Here is a 17,082-nt window from a genome sequence, read left to right as displayed (position 1 = left end):
GGTCGTTTTAACAAGAAGAGGAAAAACACAATGAGGAACGGTCTTATCCTGGGAGCGCTGGCTGCCGTGGTAATCACGCAGGCCGGCTGTGGGACCCAGGTCAAATCGGTAGCGTTGCAGCCTTCTGTGCAGCAGCCCGCAGCGGGGAGCGGGGTTGCCTTGTATTTTGGCTCGCAAACTCATCCGGCAGTGCAGCAGCAACTTGGCGAAGCGTCTGTTTCGGCACGGGTAGCGCGTGCCCAGGACGGTGCAGACGCCTCGTGCGACAAGGCGCTTGAGCAGGCGCTGGACAAGCTGCGCGCCGCTGCGCAGGAAAAAAAGGCGAATGCCGTGATCAACGTCCAGACACGTTTTCATAGCGCCGAGACCAGTTCGTCCACCAATTTCACCTGTGGCGTGAGCCCAAGCGCGGCGGCAGTCGCCGTGCACGGCGATCTCGCCGTCCTTCAATCCAACTAACCAACAACCTAAAACGAGGAACCTAAATGAAACGCCATCTGATGCTTGCGGCCCTGTGCGCCACCTTCGTTACATCCCACGCCTTCGCTCGCGACAGCGTTGGCACCTATCCGGTTGACGCCGCACTGGCGAGCGAGCCGGGCAAGGTAACGCCGGACATCGCGCTCTACTTCGCCGGCCAGAGCCACCCGGCCGTCGCGCAAACATTCAACGCGATCGCAACGAACAAGAAGACCAACGCGTTCGCCAAGACCGACGTCCAGGCTTGCCAGCACGTCTTCCTGTCTGCCGTCATCGAGTTGCAGCAGCAAGCGCGCCAGGAAGGCGGTAACGCGGTCATCAACATCAAGAGCAACTACCACAACGAACTGACGGCAAGCCCCACGGAGTTCACGTGCGGCGCCGGCGCTGTGATCGCAGGCGTGGCGCTGGTGGGCGATGTGGTGAAGCTGAAAGGCCGGTAAAGCGGGTCCGGCGGACGAGCGCGGAGAACGCCCGCTGGTGTACGTCAGCCCGCTTTCACCGCCGCAACATTGACGAGCGTTTCGCGGCGCTTGCCGGGCTGCGGACGATGAAGGCCGAGCCGCTCGAACAGACCGAAGTCTGTCGCGCGGCTCCACCACAGATAGGGTAACGAGACGTTCTGTTGCCCAAACGCAAAGCCAGCGTGGCGAATCATGTCAAGATATCCGGCGGCGCTTTTCTGCACGTGCATGGGATGGCGGAACAGCAGACGGATCACCCATGACTTGATGTAGGCATCAGTCGATTCGGCGAACAGCAGCACGCCGCCCGGTTTCAGGACGCGATGGAATTCGGCAAGGGCACGTTCCTGCTCGACAAGGTGGTGGAAGGTCTGATGGCAGAAGACGATATCGACGCTCGCGTCCGGCAGCGCAAGCTGTGCGCAGTCGCCATGCAGCACTTCAATCTCGCCGACCGGAGCAGTGCCGGTCTTGCAGATACGTGCGGCCTCGCCAGCGAGCTCGAGCGACGGCTCGTGGTAATCGATGCCGATGATCCGGCTCGGACGAAACGCCTCGGCCAGCAGGCGAAACGATATGCCTTGCCCGCAACCGACATCGGCAATCACGGGTGCGTCAGGCAAGGGGGTGTCGATCAGGCGCTTCAGGTCGTTGATCGCAACACGCAAAACATGGTGTTCCCAGGTATGAGTGCGCAGAAACCATATTCCGAAGGCCGTTTCATGCACAAAGGGCACGTAGGACAGTTCAGATGACGACATGTGTTTTCCCGGCGGATTACGATTTTTGATCGAATGCGCGCCATTGTAATGGCAAGCGGGAGCGTCGGGATGTGGAGCCTGCCACGGCACAGTTCACTTTAGATAACCCTTAGAGGAAAGATTGAATCCCCTTTCATCGAGAAACAACAGCGTCGACGTCGCCATCATCGGCGCGGGTCCGGCGGGCGCCGTCGCGGCGGCATTGCTGAGAAAGGCGGGCCGTTCGGTGCTCGTCCTCGAACGGCAACACTTTCCCCGCTTTTCGATTGGCGAGAGCCTGCTGCCGCAAAGCATGGCCTACCTCGAAGAGGCTGGCATGCTCCAGGCCGTCGTACAGGCGGGATTCCAGCACAAGAACGGCGCGCACTTCATCTGGCGGGACAAGTCGTCCGCGTTCGACTTCCGCGACAAGCATTCGCCCGGCTGGGGCACGACCTATCAGGTCGAACGCGCCGTGTTCGACGACATCCTGATTCGTTGCGCAGCCGAACAGGGCGCCGATGTGCGCTTCGGGCATACGGTGCGGGCCATGCAAACCGGCAGCGCGCCCGTGCTTGAGGTGTTGGATGAGGAAGGCGGGGAGTATCAGGTACAGGCCCGTTACGTGTTCGACGCCAGCGGCTTTGGCCGTGTGCTGCCCCGTCTCCTGAATCTCGAAGCGCCCACGGGAATGCCGACGCGCGCGGCCATCTTCACCCATGTGCGCGATGGCCTCACGCTCGACGCCATCGACCGCAACAAGATTTGCGTCGCCACCCATCCGGAACGCCGCGATGTCTGGTTCTGGATGATTCCGCTGGCGGGCGGGCGCTCTTCGGTGGGCTGCGTGGCCGAGGCCGAGTTTCTCGCCGGCCCTGAGGAGGAACGCGACGCAAAGCTGCGCAGCCTGATAGCGCAGGAGCCGACCCTCGCACGGCTGATCGGCAACGCGCCGTTTCTGATGCCGGTGCGGCATATTGGCGGCTATTCCGCCAACGTCGAACGGCTGCACGGGCCGGGCTACGCGTTGCTTGGCAATGCGGGCGAGTTTCTGGACCCGGTATTTTCGTCCGGCGTGACAATCGCGCTGCGTTCGGCGCATCTCGCCGTGCAGACGCTCGAACGCCAGTTGAAAGGCGAAGCGGTCGATTGGCAGGCCGATTACGATGTGCCGCTGCGCAAAGGGATTGATACGTTCCGCGCTTTCGTGGAGCGGTGGTACACGGGCGCATTGCAGGACATCATTTTTTATCCGCGCCAGACCACGCTGATTCGCCGCATGATCAGCGCGATTCTGGCGGGATATGCGTGGGATGAGTCGAATCCATATGTGGCCGAACCTGTGCGAAGGCTGGATGCACTGCACGAGATCTGCCTGATTCACTGAGGTTGCGGGGATGGCGGTGTGGGAACACACCGCCAGAGGCTGACTCCTGGAAGTCCTCACCTTTCGGCTGCCGGCTCCCGGAAACGCTCACCTCATATGTTCGAATCCGGCGTCCAGCTCCTTGCGAATGCGATGAGCGCCCGCAAACTGCTCGATTTATGCCGACGGTTGGCAAAGTACAGGCTGGGCCTGTTGTAGGCGGGCAGCCACTTTTCAAGCACGCGTTGCAGCCTCTGAGTGGTAATGTCCCCCATGACATGCCAATCGTTGACGAAGGCAATGCCCACTCCGCTAAGGGCGGCATCGCGTGCCAGATTTCCCGAATTGACTGTTAGGCGCCCCTTCGGTTCTATCCGGATTTTTTTGCTCCGGAACTCGAAGTCCCATGTATTGATCGTTCCGTCACTCATGCGGGAGCGAATGCATTCGTGATGAAGCAGATCATGGGGTGTTTTCGGCACAGGGTGCCGCAGAAAGTATTCGGGTGTCGCTACCACGGCAGCGCGCTGAGGACGCCCGAACGGGACTGCGATCATGTCTTTGGGGACGCTCTCGGAGAAACGGATGCCTAGATCGAAACCCTCCGACACAATGTCAACGATACGGTCCTCAGCCTTTAGCTCCAGTTCGATGTCGGGATAACGCTCCATAAAGGAGAGAAACATCGGCATGGACTGTCGTGCGAAACCCGTGGTTGCACTCACGCGAATCCGCCCGGAAGGCGAATCCTTTCGCTCTCCCGCGCGCTCGGTCGCGTCACGAATCACTGCGACCGCAGGCGCGATGGCTTCTACGAACTCCCGTCCAGCATCGGTGAGCGACACACTTCGGGTAGTGCGGTGGAACAGTTGCACGCCAATGCGCGACTCTGACGCGGCGATCATCTGGCTTAATGCAGAGGTCGAAATCTCGAGTTCGGCCGCCGATGACCGAAAGCTGCGATAACGGGCGAGCGTCAATATGGCGTCGAGATCAGTCAATCCGTGCTTTCGCATTATCCTGTCTCACTTAATGATTCGTCCACGATTATCCATCTAGTTGCTTGCCCGGTGTGGATATATTCTTGGATCTTGCTCCGTGTGAGGAGGAACAATGCATCGAAAAGGCAACCGGCCGGGCGAGCGAGTTACGCATGCACCGGGAGACGGAACGATCGCGACAAAGCGTCTGACGCAGCCGCTTGAAAGCTTTCGCGTGACGGAAGTAACGTATCGAGGGACGTCAACCGACATGTTCTTCGCAATGTCGCTTGGTTGGCGCCCGCTAGGGACTATCTGCTGCGTAGCGAGCGTCGATGACGCATGGGCGGTATATGAGAACGCAAGTGAAACCGGCGCCCGCCTACGGCAGCCCCGGCCGCTGCGCGAGGTAGACGCTTGTTCCGGGACACTGCGCATCGCGCCGCGCCCGGCATCTCCGAGCCGACCTTGCGAGCTACGTTGGATGGGGCGGGCTGCCGGGGACGGTTTGCGGAAGGTGGCAGCGCTGTGGTTCGTCATCGGTGTTGCGGCCGGCTCCTTGCTGACGTGCCTCACTGAAAAGCAGGGGTGGGCGCGATCTATCGCCTTCGCGCAGAGAACCTCGGCCTCCACATCGGAAAAGAATGTGCTGCTAGCTTCTAAGGTGTCGCGCCTGCAGGCATCTCCCGAGCACAGGGAGGATTCGGCTGATGGCGGTGGACAAAGCCCAGTTTCACAGGTGGCCTCACCGCACTCCGCAGCCTCACATCTGATCATGTGAATACATTGATGCCATACGCCTCGAATTCCACTTCACTTACTATGTACACCGAAATGGAAAAAAATTCGCCATCCATGCTACTCGGCAGCAAGATCCGCGCGTTGAGACAGCGACTAAAGCGCACTCTTGAATGCACGGCAAGCGCTGCAGGGATTTCGAAACCTTTTCTGTCACAGGTAGAGCGTGGCTTGGCTACCCCTTCGATTACCTCATTGAAAGGCATTGCCGACGCGCTCGGCGTCGCCGTGCAATACTTTGTCGATGCTCCAAGCGAGCAGCAATCTGTGTTTCGTGGCGGAGAAGTGAGGTTCTTCGAGTTCGCGGATACCGCGAACTCGTTCGCCCGACTAACGCATAAGCCTGGACGCCGGCAGCTCGAGGCCGTCCTGGTGAGATTCCCACCCTGTCAGAGCGGACCCGCCGATATGCCAACCAGCGCACAAGAAGAGTTTCTTTACGTCACTTCGGGTCAAATTTCGTTGACCCTTGAGGACAAGACATTTGTGCTTAAAGCAGGGGACAGTGCGCATTATCAATCGACGCTGCCCCACGGATGGTTGAATAACCAGGCCACTGAGGCGCTCGCGATCTGGGTCGGGACGCCGAATCTGCTTTAGATCTTAAAACCGAACGATCGCGTGGGTATCAACGATGCCGCGACCTTGAATCGCAACGCTGCGCAAGCCGCAGAGGTCCGGCACAAGATCGTATTGTCAGCTTGAGCTATATCCCATCCTGATGGCTCGAAAATCTGTGTAAGCTCGCGTGATGCGCACAACGACAATCACTCAGGATGCTCATCACCGTGGAAATAGATGCAAAAGCGCAAGTGCTACGCCTCGATAATGCCTGGAACGAAGCGTATCGAAGCCATAATCGCGAGCAATTGGCAAACGTCCTTGCAGATGACTTTCTTGCGCTGACGCCCGCAGGTGACGCAATCACCAAGGCGTTACTCATGGTCAATCCGTCAGAGATCGCCAGCCTGGTGGCATTCAGCGAGCAGGACGCGCAGGTCTTAGGGGATACCGCTGTAACCCGTGGGCGGCTTCAGCTGCAATTGGGCGATCGGCGCATCGATCAACGGTTCCTCCGCGTCTTTGCGTGTCGGAATGGGGTATGGCGGGCGGTTAGCGTCGCCGTTACGCCAGTACCGGGCGAGTAATAGTTGCGGTGGTTTCCCCGCTACTTCTCTTGAGCACTATCCGGCCGGACCGGCGCATTGCGCGCTCGCCGTTCGAGCATGGCATGGAAGCTCTGCCTGATGCGCTCCACCGCGGCCGTCTTGTACGGAAATCGATGGTTATTCCCATGAACGAGCATGCTCGCATTGACCTCGAATACGATGACGGCGCCGTCACGGGCGAGCGAGCAGTCTATGCCGAAAAAGTCGAGGCCGATCGAGTCACGAATCAACTGCAATGCCGTGCGTTGAGCCGGACCGAAGACGCGCCACGGATCCAGCAGAAAGGCCCGTTCTTCGGCCTGCATCCAGGGATGGCTAGCCATACTGGTTGAGACATGGTGCACCTTCCACTTGTCGTCAATGGCGAGGTGGTACGGCAGGATTTCATCGCCGACACAGACGAAACGGTACTTGCGAAAATAGCCATCGTCGGACCGGTAGTCGACAAACGGCGTGACGTAGTAGCTGTTTGCATCGTGCCGGTCCAGGAATGCCCGCAGTTGCGCGTGCTCCTCCATTCTCTCGAAGTCGTCGCCGCCGTGCGTGCCGGCCGGCCTCACCAGCAACGGAAACGACAACTGCGCCAGCGAGGAATGCGAGAGCATTGTGCGCAGTTCGGCGGCCGGATAGCGCCGAGTTTGCGGAACGCAGCAGTCAGGTACTTCCGCGAGGCGCAGTGCAACCGACTCGCGGCTCGTACCGGCAATCGTCTGCGGGTGATTGATGATGGGGCTACCAACACGCTCTATAAGCGTTTGCGCTGACCCGAGGAAGGCGTGCCCTCGATCCACGTCGGAAATCAGATTGACGACCACGTCAGCATAGACGCGCAGCCGATCGACATCGTAGTCGACATCCCGCAAGAGGGTGACGATATTGCTTTCGAAACGCGCCTGCTCGATCAGATACTCGATGGGCGTATTGCCCGCGCCCGGTCCGAACACAAAGAGCACGCGAAAATCTGGTGGTGCGACGACGGCGGGGACGGCGATCAGCGGCTTGGATTTCACAGCACGGCGATAGTTTGCGTCCGCCTCGCTATCGAGACCTAGCGCCTGCTGAAAATTTGCAACGATGTGCAGGGTCGCCGGATCGTCGGGGTCGTGTTCAAGAGCGCGTTTGAAATGATCGAGCGCGCGTTGCCTGCGGCCCATGCATGCCTCGGCCAGGCCCAGTTGCCGGTATACGGTTGCGCTATCGCCATGCACGTTCAGCAGTCGCGTCAGCCGGCCAATTGCTTCGTCGAATCGATCCTGACGGATCAACACTTGTGCGAGTCCTAAGCATGCGTCCCAGTGATCTGGTTCGATACTGATTGCTTCACGGTAATAGCGCTCGGCCAGGTCGAGACGTCCCTCTTCATGATACGAGGACGCCAGGAAAAGAACAGGATCGATGGACATGAGTGAGGAACACCGCATGCGCGCAACGTGACGCGACGTGATGCGGTGTTTGCGGGCCGGTGAAGCGAAGGTTGAGACACCTCCCGTATCTGGTCGTGCAGGTAAAACCTGAACAGACGGGATGAACGAATCAAGCATAGCAGCGCCGTACTGCCGCGTTTATTGCAACCCGAATCTGAAGACTTACCGGTGCTTACGAAGCGCGCTCGACGTAACGTGCCGTAACGCAAGGCGGCGCGGCGATGCTGTTTTTGCATGTCGGAGCGCGGCACGCGGAACCACGCCACGCAAGGTGAGCTAATCCAGGAGGTCGGCACCAACCACAACCGGTGAGGTCGACCTGAACCTGCGCGTCACTGTTGAGTGGGGTGAGGAAACCCAGGAGGCCGTCACCAAGCTCAACCGGTGAGTTGAGCCTGCCCTTGGACATCACTCTGAAGTACGGTGAGGATATCCAGGAGGCGGCCATAAATCTTGGCCGGTAGTCGTCTGTGTCGATTGCGTCGTTTCGGATCTTTTATTTCGTATAACCAGGCAAAAAATCGCTCCGGTCAATTCGATTCCTGGACCGGAAAGAACCACCCAGCAAAGCGACTCGTAACTTAATTGCGAAAAAATTGAATGTTCGCCCGAAACTCAGAACTTCACCTTCACCTGAAACCCAATCGTGAACGGCAAATTATCTGAAGGAATCGGCGGAATAAAGATCAGGTTCGCCCCCACACGCTTGTAGTCGAACATGATAATCGGCGCCGCCACCGGGCCGATGGTGTGGTTCCGGCCAAGGCCCCAGTCACCGTAGTTATAGCCGGAGATGATGCCGGAGATCGCCGCCAGTCGAATCACGCCCCAGTGCGCGAACTCCGGTGCCCACACGCCGCCGCCATAGTACGAAGGGCGGCGCAGCGAGTTACGAAAGCCTCCCGCTGTCACGGCCCATTGGCCATTGACCCAGCACTCGACGCCAAGGCCGGGATTGAATTCGTTGAAGTGAGTACCGGGATCAGGATCGATATGGTAAGAGCCGACCATTGCGTCGACCCAGACGCCGCCTCCGCACCAGTCCGCCGCATGCGCAGTAGAAGCTACCGCGAAGCCGGCGACGAGCGTCACCAGCGCGCGCCGGATGTTACTGCTGGTCTGCCGCAAATGCATATCTTCTCCGTCACCGGTCGAGCGCCGGTGTATTGAATGTGCTGGTTATTGTCTGGTTCGCCGTCCGTCGCGCACTGTACCTCAAACCCGCGCGATCAATCTTGAAGTCACACTCGGAACAACTGGCACGGGACCTGCGCGGTCCCTACCCAGACAGCACAATAGCGGAAAAGCAGTGGCAGATCGGTGAATGCCCGCAAGCGTTCACGATTTCGATGGGAACCGCGTGCTCATGCGGCTCCCGTATCCGGCGTCTCCTGCTGACTCACAGGCCGAGATCGGACAGCCCCGGATGGTCGTCCGGACGACGCCCCAACGGCCAGAGGTACAGACGCTCGGCTTCGTGGATCGGCCTGTCGTTGATGGACGCGTGACGGCGCGCCATTAACCCGTCTGCGTCGAACTCCCAGTTTTCGTTGCCGTACGAGCGGAACCAGTTGCCCGAATCATCGTGCCACTCGTAAGCAAAGCGCACCGCGATGCGGTTGTCCGTGTAGGCCCATAACTCCTTGATCAAGCGATAGTCGAGCTCCTTCGCCCACTTGCGGCGCAACAGTCCGACTATTTCCGCGCGCCCGGTCACGAACTCTGCGCGATTGCGCCACACGCTCTGCGGCGTGTAGGCGAGCGACACGTGTTCCGCATCGCGGGTATTCCAGCCATCTTCCGCAGCACGCACTTTCTGGATCGCGGTTTCGCGCGTGAAGGGCGGCACAGGTGGGCGAGTTTCGATGCTATCGGCCATGTTTGCTCCAAAGGTCAGGTGGACGCGCGCCGGGATGGCGTGCGAGTGCTGGTGGATTCCGCATTCAACAATTGCTCGGCGGCGGCGCGTGCGTCGAGTGCCACGTCGGGTTCGCCGCTCACCAACGCCACGCCGATCGCGCCGTCGATCAGAATCAGCCACTGCCGCGCGAGGCGCGCCGCGTGCCGGCTATCTGCGCCGCCGCCCTCGGCCATCAGTTCGTCGCACTGCGCGCGCACGAACGCCAACAGGCGCTCCTTGTGCTCACGTGCGACGACGCGAATCGGATCCTCAGGTGTGGCGATTTCGCCGGAAGCATTGAGGAACGCGCAACCGTGGAAATCGTCCGCGGCAAACCACTCGCGCAGGACATCGAACATGCCCAGCAGCCGTGTACGCGGGCTCTTGCCGTGGCGCAGCGTGTGCGTGATGAACCAGTTCATCCAGCGTTCGTCGCGACGCTCAAGCGCTGCGGCGACCAATGCATCCTTCGATTCGAAATACGTATAGAAGCTTTTGCGCGCCGTACCGGATTGCCGGACGATCGCATCCACCCCGGTTGCATGGATGCCGCCGGCGTATATCAACGCCTCGGCGGCATCGAGTAAGCGTTCGCGAGCGCTGCCTGCGCTCAAGGGATCGTTTGAAGTAGCCATGAACGAAGGGTAGAACGATCATTCTCCTTCGTCAAGAAAAATTCGCGCGATGGAATTTTTCCGCTTCCCATGGCGTTTTAATTCGAAAGCACGTATTGGGTATCCGCGCGAATAGTCCAGCCCGCGTTTTTGCCGTTGGGGCGCGGCTTGCGTTATCGTGGCGTCGGGCGAATCAGGAGAGCAAAGCGATGAAGCACTACGCTGTCCGCGCAGTCATGGCGCGCGCATTGTCGATGGTGGCGGTGGCTGCGGCAGCCGCGTGTACGCCGCTACAGGTCGTCACGCACTCGGTGACGCAAACCGAAGCGAGCGTGCCGGTCGGGCAGTACACGCTCGATCCGCATCATTGGAGCATCACGTTCGATGTCGACCATCTGAAGTACTCGCGCTTTACGATGCGCTTTGACCGCGCCACCGCTCAGCTTGACTGGAACGCAGGCGGTCTCGACAAGAGCTCGGTCGCGGTGGCCATCGACGCCGCGAGCGTGGATACCAACGTGCCCTTGCTCGACAAGCTGGTCAAGGGCGACAACATGTTCGACGTGGCGCAGTATCCGCAGATCCGCTTCGTCAGCACGGGTTTTGAGCGCACGGGCGAGGCGCGCGGCAAGCTCAGCGGCAATCTGACGATTCGCGGCGCAACCGCGCCGGTCACGCTCGATGTGGTGTTCAACGGCTTCGGTCCCGATCCGCTGACCAAACAGGACACGCTCGGCTTTTCCGCCGAGGGCAGTTTCAGCCGGTCGAAGTTCGGCCTGGGGACGTGGTATCCCGCTGTAGGCGACGACGTCCACGTGCGGATTCAGGCGGAATTCGACCGGCCGGTGGCAGGCGGTTAGGCGGTCCAGTCGAGAATCACCTTGCCGCTTTCGCCCGAGAGCATGGTGGCAAACGCGCGCTGGTAATCGTCGACGGGAAAGTGGTGCGTGAGAATCGGCGACAGGTCCAGGCCGCTTTGCAGCATCGCAACCATCTTGTACCAGGTCTCGAACATCTCGCGGCCGTAGATGCCCTTGATTTCCAGCCCCTTGAAGATCACCTGGTTCCAGTCGATCGCCGTCTGGGCGGGCGGGATGCCCAGCAGTGCAACCTTGCCGCCGTGATTCATTGCTTCGAGCATGCTGGTGAACGCGCTCGGCACGCCGGACATTTCCAGGCCCACATCGAAACCTTCCGTCATGTGCAGATCGGCCATCACGTCGCGCAGCGATTCGCGTGAAACGTTCACGGCACGCGTCGCACCCATCTTGCGGGCAAGTTCGAGCCGGTAGTCGTTGACGTCGGTAATCACGACGTTGCGTGCGCCGACGTGCTTCGCAATCGCCACCGCCATGATGCCGATCGGTCCGGCGCCGGTAATCAACACATCCTCGCCGACCAGGTTGAACGACAGCGCGGTGTGCGTGGCATTGCCGAACGGATCGAAGATCGCCGCGAGATCATCGGAGATTTCAGGCGGAATCTTGAAGGCGTTGAACGCGGGAATCACCAGGTACTCGGCGAATGCGCCTTCACGATTGACGCCTACGCCTGTGGTATTGCGGCACAGATGCCGGCGCCCCGCGCGGCAGTTGCGACAGAAACCGCAGGTGATATGGCCTTCGCCCGAGACGCGATCGCCAATGGCAAAGCCGCGTACTTCCTGGCCCATTTCGACGATCTCGCCGACGTATTCGTGACCCACGTGCATCGGCACGGGAATCGTCTTCTGCGCCCAATCGTCCCACTTCCAGATGTGGATATCCGTGCCGCAGATTGCCGTGCGCTTGATGCGGATCATCACGTCGTTGTGGCCGACTTCGGGCTTCGGTACGTCGGTGAGCGTCAGGCCCGGCGCGCGTTCGAGTTTTGCGAGTGCTTTCATGTGCGCCTCCAGGTTAGATGATGCCGAGCGAACGGCCCACGCGTGCAAATGCATCCACGGCGCGGTCGATCTGTTCAGTCGTATGCGCCGCGCTCATCTGCGTGCGGATGCGTGCCCGGCCCTTGGGCACCACCGGGAACGAAAAGCCGATCACGTAGACGCCTTCCTTGAGCAACGCATCGGCCATGCGCGAAGCGAGTTGCGCGTCGCCGAGCATCACCGGGATGATCGGGTGTTCGCCCGGGACCAGCGTGAAACCGAGCGCGCTCATCTTGCTGCGGAAATGCGCGCCGTTTGCCCGCACGCGTGCGCGCAGTTGCGCGCCTTCCGTGCTGGCGAGCAGTTCGAGTACTTTGAGCGACGCCGCGGCGATGCTCGGCGTGAGCGTGTTCGAAAACAGATACGGGCGCGAGCGCTGCCGCAGCAGTTCGACGATTTCCTTGCGCGCTGCCACATAGCCACCCGATGCGCCGCCCAGGGCTTTGCCGAGTGTGCCGGTAATGATGTCGACGCGCGAAAGCACACCGCAATGTTCCGGCGTGCCGCGGCCGTGTTCGCCGATAAAACCCACGGCGTGCGAATCGTCCACCATTACGAGGGCGCCGTAACGGTCGGCCAGATCGCAGATGCCGGCGAGATCGGCAATGATGCCGTCCATCGAAAACACACCGTCCGTGGCGATCAGCTTGAAGCGCGCGCCGGCGGCGTCGGCTTCTTTCAGCTTCGCTTCGAGGTCGGCGAGATCGTTGTTCCTGTAGCGAAAGCGCTTGGCCTTCGAGAGCCGCACACCGTCGATGATGCTGGCGTGGTTCAGTTCGTCGCTGATGATGGCGTCGGATTCGTCGAGCAGCGTTTCGAACAGACCGCCGTTCGCATCGAAACAGCTCGAATACAGAATGCAGTCGTCGGTCTGCAAGAATGCGGCGAGCGCCTGCTCCAGTTCCTTGTGCACGGTCTGCGTGCCGCAAATGAAGCGCACCGAGGCCATGCCGAAGCCGTCGCGATCGAGTCCGTCTTTGGCCGCGGCGATCAGGCGCGCGTCGTCAGCGAGGCCCAGATAGTTGTTGGCGCAGAAGTTCAGGACCTCCGAGCCGTCCGCAAGCTGCACGTCAGCCGACTGCGGGCTCGCAATCACGCGCTCGGTCTTGTAGAAGCCGTCGGCGCGGATCTGCTCGAGCGTGCTGCGCAGATGAGCGAGGTAGGGTTCACGCATACATCAGTCTCCTGAAGGGAGGTAGACCGTGCCGCCGTGATGTTCGGCGCGATGACGGCCTGCTATAGTTGGATATCGGTTTTACCGAACAATTTCGATTTTCCGAACACAAGTTCGGTATGTCGAACAACTCTAAACGATAGGTCGGAAAATGGCAAGTTCGGGAACCCGGCGCGCAGCACCCAGCGCTGCACCCACTTTAGCCCAAACCGTGGCAGCACCGCCGCGAGTGGGCGAACAGATTCAGCGGCTGCGCAGCGAACGCCGTATGACGCTCGACGACCTGTCGCGCGCGGCGGGCGTGTCGAAGTCGATGCTGTCGGAAATCGAGCGCGACAAGGCCAATCCGACCATTGCGGTCGCCTGGCGGCTCACCAATGCGCTGGGCGTCAGTCTTGATTCGCTGTTCGCGCAGCAGAAGGCGCCGGAAGCCATTGCCGTGTCCGGGCCGCACGAGATTCCCACGCTCAGCGGTCACGACGCCAAATATCAGTTGCGCGTGTGGGGGCCGATCGAGCTGGCAGGCAAGTTCGAGTGGTACGAGTTGACGCTGCAGGCGGGCGGGGCGCTGGTGTCGAATGCGCACGAGCCGGGTACCCGCGAGCATCTGACCGTGCTGAACGGGTCGATTGAAATTGAGGCGGCGGGCACTACCAAGCGGCTGAAGGCGGCGGACACGGCACGCTATGTCGCCGACGAACCGCACGCCATTCGCAATGCCGGCAAGAGCGAGGCGAAAGCTCTATTGGTGGTGATTCACGGCTGAACGCCGGGAGCGACGCGCACCTTTATGCGCATAACATTTCGACGAGGGCGTGGATGCTTGGCCATTCGACCGAGGTTGATTTGAGCACTGTATATTTGTACAGTATACCCAGATTGACCGGAGCCGAAATGAACGAACTGACAACCCACCACGCCGACCACGGCCTGGCTGCGCTGCGCTTTCAGACCGCGGCGCGCGATCTCGAACACATCGTCCGCAATATTGCTGCGCGCTATATCGCGCAGCAAGTTCCGCTCACCTGGCGGCTACTCCACGCTATCGAGGCGGAAGCCCTCGCCGACCTTGGCTTCGCCAGCAGGCATGATGCACTGATGCTTGGCCTGTTCCAGCGACCCTCCGCGCTCCCTTATCCCGAGACCGACGATCCGGTGGATTTCGGCGCGTCGAACGCGTTGCCGGCGGTGTTCGCGTTTGCGGTTTCCGTCTATGAAGAAGCGCACCGCCGCGCGGCGCAGGCCGTGCCGGTTCAGGGTGCGCTTCGACGCACGCGCGCCTGGGGCGACTGAGCGCGGGCGCCCTCGACCGGGCGGTCTGCCCGGTCCAATGATCGGATCATGTTGACTATCGAAACGGAGAAGCCTGACCTACAATAATACGCAACTAACGGTAAATCAGATCATGGTCTCTCCCCACTCGTCCGGCTCCGCCGACCGAGACATCCCCACCTCCGACCTGTTCGATCGCGAACGTGAAGACTGGCGTCGCGATCCGCGCATCGCTTTCGACGCCTGGCTCTCGAAGCAACACTTTCGCCGCTCGTCGGCCGAGGTGTATCAGGCGCAGTGGGGGCTCTTTCTCGACTGGATGGCGGTCAGGCACAAGACCCTCATGACCGTCGATACCCGCACAATCGCCGACTTCGTTGCCGGACTGGCAATCCGCAAACCGCAGCGTGTCCGCTATTTGCGGCTGATCGAGCGCGTGCTCGATCATGTTCGGGAAATCGAACTCGCGTCGACAAACCCTGCACGGTTTGTCGCCCAGGACGGTGAAGCCGCGTGGCGCAATGCTCTGGATAACGAACCAACCGGTTTTCTGACCACGCAGGAGCGGGCGCTGCTGATAGCCCATCTGTTCTCGCCGGTCAGCGAACTGTCCGCAGCGCAGCGCTGGCGGGAACGCCGTGACCGTGCGCTGATTGCGATGTTTCTAGGTGGAGGATTGAAGACCGGCGAGGCACGATCGCTAACGGTTAGTTGCGTGACACCGAGTTCACCGTGGGTGACCATCGAGTCACCGAACCCGGCGATGACCCGGCGCACACGACTCGCACCCTTCGCCGTCGCGGCAGTGGATGCCTGGCTTGCCGAACGGCGTCTATCCGAACTCGCTGGCAATCTGGTGTTTCCCGCCTCGCCTTCCGGCCGGCCCATGCACAAGGCCACCATGCTGCGGTCGGTCGACGCATTGATCGAAGCCGCGGGTTTTGCTGAGTCGCGCGAGTCGCGTGCGAGTCCGCAGACCCTGCGCAACACGTTCGCCGCCGACCTGTTCGAAACGGGCGTTGCCCCAGATCTCGTCGGGCAGTGGCTCGGCTTTATGCAGCCGGTTTCCGCTAACAGACTGCATCGCGCCTGGACGACCTGGTCAGAACAGCAGGAAACCCTGACATCTGACGCAGTGCAATCCGGTTCGGCAACGGAAGGAATTGCAACGCCTGGCGGGCGCCAGGCCTGATAAGCGTGCGAAAACTTTCCTGAAAAGCCTCACCTTTTCGGTCCCGAATTCGCTCACCTTTAGCCCCTTTCCTGCTGCATGGCGGCGAATCCGGTGAGTTCCATCTAAGCCGCCGAGGTCACCGGTCGCAAAGACAAAAACCGCGTCACCGCCTCGAGACGGGAGTGTCCGAGCCCGGACGAGTGTTCGCACTCGGGACACTGGAGTTCGTAGCGGTGATCGACCTCCGAGAGTTCGGGTTCACCTTCCTCGCATTTCGGGCAACGTAGCGGCAGCACGACATGACCGTCCGCAATGGTGCCGATCGTCGCCATTTCGGCATCACCCAAGCGGCCGGAACTGGCTAGCGTGCACAGCAGATCCGCGACGGCAGGATCCACGCCTTGTTGCGCGCGCAAGACCTCGATTTCCTTGGTGAGCGCATCGAGTTCGTCGGATTGTTCGCGCAGTTGCGCGTCCAGGCGATCGCCGCGAGCCTTGGCAGCCGCGATCTGCTGGATAAACTCGAATTCCTTGCGGCTGGCATCACGCACGCCGGATTGATACGTCGCAGCCATGCTGCGCAACGAGTCGAGCTCGACCAGCATGGGCTTGATGCGTCGTTCGGCCTCGGCGACGGCGTCCTTGATCTGCTGGGCGTAATGTTCGGTGCTGTGGCGCAAATCCAGATGCAGCGCATCGATCCTGTCGCGCAGAGCGGCGTTGGTGGACTGCTCGGTTTCCACGCGCTTGCGCAAGGTTTCATTTTCCGCGTCGAGCCGGCGCACGCTGGCTTGCAAACTATCCTGGTGGGCCGTGCCGTGGGAATTGGCCATCACCAGTTCGCTCTCAAGCGCACGAACGCGTTCCCAGGCTGCATCTGCTCTTGCTTCGCTGCGGCGAATGGCGTCGTCGGAAGCCTGCCGGCGAATTTCCGCCTCGCGCGTTTCCTGTTCCGCTGCCTCTATCTGCGTCTGGATATCAGCACGCTCCCCGTCGAATGTAGCGCGCGCGTGGGCGATCGCTTCCTCGAACAACGCACCGAGGAGTTCACCGGCACGGTCTTCAAGAACTTTGGGGATACTGCCGGCGCCGACCCGCACCCTTGAAGCGGTACGGATGCGCTCCCAGAAGCTGTCGATATCTTTGGGAATGTCACTTGCGCTGCCTGTTTGAGTCAGATCGCGAACGGCAGCCATGGATGGCCGGATGCCAAGGTCGAAGAAAAGACGCTTACAGGCGTGCAGCGACAGTTCCTGACGGCGGGCGCCGCTTTCACGCATTGATTCAAGCTCCTGCCGGATCGCTTGCCGTTCCTCATCCAGATTCATTTACACCTCGATATTGCCAGGGTTCGATGAATCATAACAATTTACGTATTGTTTGCTACAACTTTGTGGGGGCAGGTGGTTTTTTCGCCAATCTGGAGCAAATGGGCTTGCTGTTAGGTCCGTAGCAGTGGCTCAGCGCTTGGTTTCCGTGAAACAAAACGAAGAATAGCCGATAAGCCTTTGGAAATAAAAGAGGTTTTCTGTTTTTCAGTTGCGCGCGGACTGTTTCACGAGGCGAAATGCTGGCGTGGGGTGGGGATGGGGCTGTCCGAAGG

Annotated in this window: 18 protein-coding genes; 9 read left to right on the top strand and 9 right to left on the bottom strand. The window is 60.5% G+C overall.

The window, feature by feature from the left end:
* Nucleotides 1-30 precede the first annotated feature (30 nt).
* Nucleotides 31-459: a YbjQ family protein gene (locus FFS45_RS30910; RefSeq protein ID WP_137958441.1), complete on the top strand. Its 429-nt coding sequence runs from the start codon at nucleotides 31-33 to the stop codon at nucleotides 457-459.
* A gap of 26 nt (nucleotides 460-485) precedes the next feature.
* Nucleotides 486-923: an excinuclease ABC subunit A gene (locus FFS45_RS30905; RefSeq protein ID WP_137958440.1), complete on the top strand. Its 438-nt coding sequence runs from the start codon at nucleotides 486-488 to the stop codon at nucleotides 921-923.
* Nucleotides 924-967: 44 nt separating this feature from the next.
* Here the strand turns inward: FFS45_RS30905 and FFS45_RS30900 are convergent, their stop codons facing one another.
* Entirely contained in the window at nucleotides 968-1,705 is a 738-nt protein-coding gene (locus tag FFS45_RS30900) for a class I SAM-dependent methyltransferase (RefSeq protein ID WP_137958439.1), read from the bottom strand.
* Between the two features lie 121 nt (nucleotides 1,706-1,826).
* Here FFS45_RS30900 and FFS45_RS30895 point away from each other — a divergent pair, with 121 nt between their 5' ends.
* Nucleotides 1,827-3,071 carry an NAD(P)/FAD-dependent oxidoreductase gene (locus tag FFS45_RS30895; protein ID WP_137958438.1) on the top strand — a complete coding sequence of 415 codons (1,245 nt, stop codon included), beginning with the start codon at nucleotides 1,827-1,829 and terminating at the stop codon, nucleotides 3,069-3,071.
* A gap of 92 nt (nucleotides 3,072-3,163) precedes the next feature.
* On the opposite strand, the gene FFS45_RS30890 is transcribed toward FFS45_RS30895, so the two are convergent.
* On the bottom strand, nucleotides 3,164-4,051 hold the full coding sequence (locus FFS45_RS30890; RefSeq protein WP_249363001.1) for a LysR family transcriptional regulator: 888 nt from the start codon (nucleotides 4,049-4,051) through the stop codon (nucleotides 3,164-3,166).
* A gap of 834 nt (nucleotides 4,052-4,885) precedes the next feature.
* Between FFS45_RS30890 and FFS45_RS30885 the strand changes: the two genes are divergently transcribed.
* Together FFS45_RS30885 and FFS45_RS30880 are read left to right on the top strand one after the other, a co-directional pair.
* Nucleotides 4,886-5,428 (top strand): XRE family transcriptional regulator, encoded by a 543-nt coding sequence (locus FFS45_RS30885; RefSeq protein ID WP_137958472.1) that lies wholly within the window; start codon nucleotides 4,886-4,888, stop codon nucleotides 5,426-5,428.
* Nucleotides 5,429-5,604: 176 nt separating this feature from the next.
* Entirely contained in the window at nucleotides 5,605-5,976 is a 372-nt protein-coding gene (locus FFS45_RS30880; RefSeq protein ID WP_137958436.1) for a nuclear transport factor 2 family protein, read from the top strand.
* Between the two features lie 20 nt (nucleotides 5,977-5,996).
* Here the strand turns inward: FFS45_RS30880 and FFS45_RS30875 are convergent, their stop codons facing one another.
* The 4 genes from FFS45_RS30875 to FFS45_RS30860 form a co-directional block, all read right to left on the bottom strand.
* Complete coding sequence (locus tag FFS45_RS30875) at nucleotides 5,997-7,400, bottom strand: tetratricopeptide repeat protein (RefSeq protein ID WP_171029797.1); 1,404 nt, start codon at nucleotides 7,398-7,400, stop codon at nucleotides 5,997-5,999.
* A gap of 636 nt (nucleotides 7,401-8,036) precedes the next feature.
* On the bottom strand, nucleotides 8,037-8,555 hold the full coding sequence (locus tag FFS45_RS30870; RefSeq protein ID WP_137958434.1) for a hypothetical protein: 519 nt from the start codon (nucleotides 8,553-8,555) through the stop codon (nucleotides 8,037-8,039).
* A 265-nt stretch (nucleotides 8,556-8,820) separates the two neighbouring features.
* The gene (locus tag FFS45_RS30865) at nucleotides 8,821-9,300 is read right to left on the bottom strand and encodes a nuclear transport factor 2 family protein (protein WP_137958433.1); all 480 of its coding nucleotides are present in this window, start codon (nucleotides 9,298-9,300) and stop codon (nucleotides 8,821-8,823) included.
* A 14-nt stretch (nucleotides 9,301-9,314) separates the two neighbouring features.
* The gene (locus tag FFS45_RS30860) at nucleotides 9,315-9,956 is read right to left on the bottom strand and encodes a TetR/AcrR family transcriptional regulator (protein WP_137958432.1); all 642 of its coding nucleotides are present in this window, start codon (nucleotides 9,954-9,956) and stop codon (nucleotides 9,315-9,317) included.
* Nucleotides 9,957-10,144: 188 nt separating this feature from the next.
* Between FFS45_RS30860 and FFS45_RS30855 the strand changes: the two genes are divergently transcribed.
* Nucleotides 10,145-10,795 carry a YceI family protein gene (locus FFS45_RS30855; RefSeq protein WP_137958431.1) on the top strand — a complete coding sequence of 217 codons (651 nt, stop codon included), beginning with the start codon at nucleotides 10,145-10,147 and terminating at the stop codon, nucleotides 10,793-10,795.
* Here the strand turns inward: FFS45_RS30855 and tdh are convergent.
* Nucleotides 10,792-11,820: an L-threonine 3-dehydrogenase gene (gene tdh / locus FFS45_RS30850; protein WP_137958430.1), complete on the bottom strand. Its 1,029-nt coding sequence runs from the start codon at nucleotides 11,818-11,820 to the stop codon at nucleotides 10,792-10,794. The two genes, FFS45_RS30855 and tdh, sit on opposite strands and share 4 nt — an antisense overlap.
* A gap of 13 nt (nucleotides 11,821-11,833) precedes the next feature.
* Entirely contained in the window at nucleotides 11,834-13,033 is a 1,200-nt protein-coding gene (locus FFS45_RS30845; RefSeq protein ID WP_137958429.1) for a glycine C-acetyltransferase, read from the bottom strand.
* Nucleotides 13,034-13,184: 151 nt separating this feature from the next.
* On the opposite strand from FFS45_RS30845, the gene FFS45_RS30840 reads away from it, so the two are divergent.
* The 3 genes from FFS45_RS30840 to FFS45_RS30830 all read left to right on the top strand — a co-directional run bounded on the left by FFS45_RS30840 (nucleotide 13,185) and on the right by FFS45_RS30830 (nucleotide 15,497).
* Nucleotides 13,185-13,799, top strand: a complete 615-nt coding sequence (locus FFS45_RS30840) for an XRE family transcriptional regulator (protein ID WP_137958428.1) — start codon at nucleotides 13,185-13,187, stop codon at nucleotides 13,797-13,799.
* A gap of 128 nt (nucleotides 13,800-13,927) precedes the next feature.
* Nucleotides 13,928-14,326, top strand: coding sequence for a DUF2471 family protein (locus FFS45_RS30835; RefSeq protein WP_137958427.1), 399 nt, complete (start codon nucleotides 13,928-13,930; stop codon nucleotides 14,324-14,326).
* A 112-nt stretch (nucleotides 14,327-14,438) separates the two neighbouring features.
* Nucleotides 14,439-15,497 (top strand): tyrosine-type recombinase/integrase, encoded by a 1,059-nt coding sequence (locus FFS45_RS30830; protein WP_137958426.1) that lies wholly within the window; start codon nucleotides 14,439-14,441, stop codon nucleotides 15,495-15,497.
* 104 nt (nucleotides 15,498-15,601) lie between these two features.
* On the opposite strand, the gene FFS45_RS30825 is transcribed toward FFS45_RS30830, so the two are convergent.
* Entirely contained in the window at nucleotides 15,602-16,807 is a 1,206-nt protein-coding gene (locus FFS45_RS30825; protein WP_137958425.1) for a DNA-binding protein, read from the bottom strand.
* Nucleotides 16,808-17,082: the final 275 nt, after the last annotated feature.

It is taken from the genome of Burkholderia sp. 4M9327F10 (genome assembly GCF_005503145.1).
In the GTDB taxonomy this organism is placed as follows: Bacteria; Pseudomonadota; Gammaproteobacteria; order Burkholderiales; family Burkholderiaceae; genus Paraburkholderia.
This window is presented reverse-complemented; position numbering and strand designations above follow the sequence as displayed.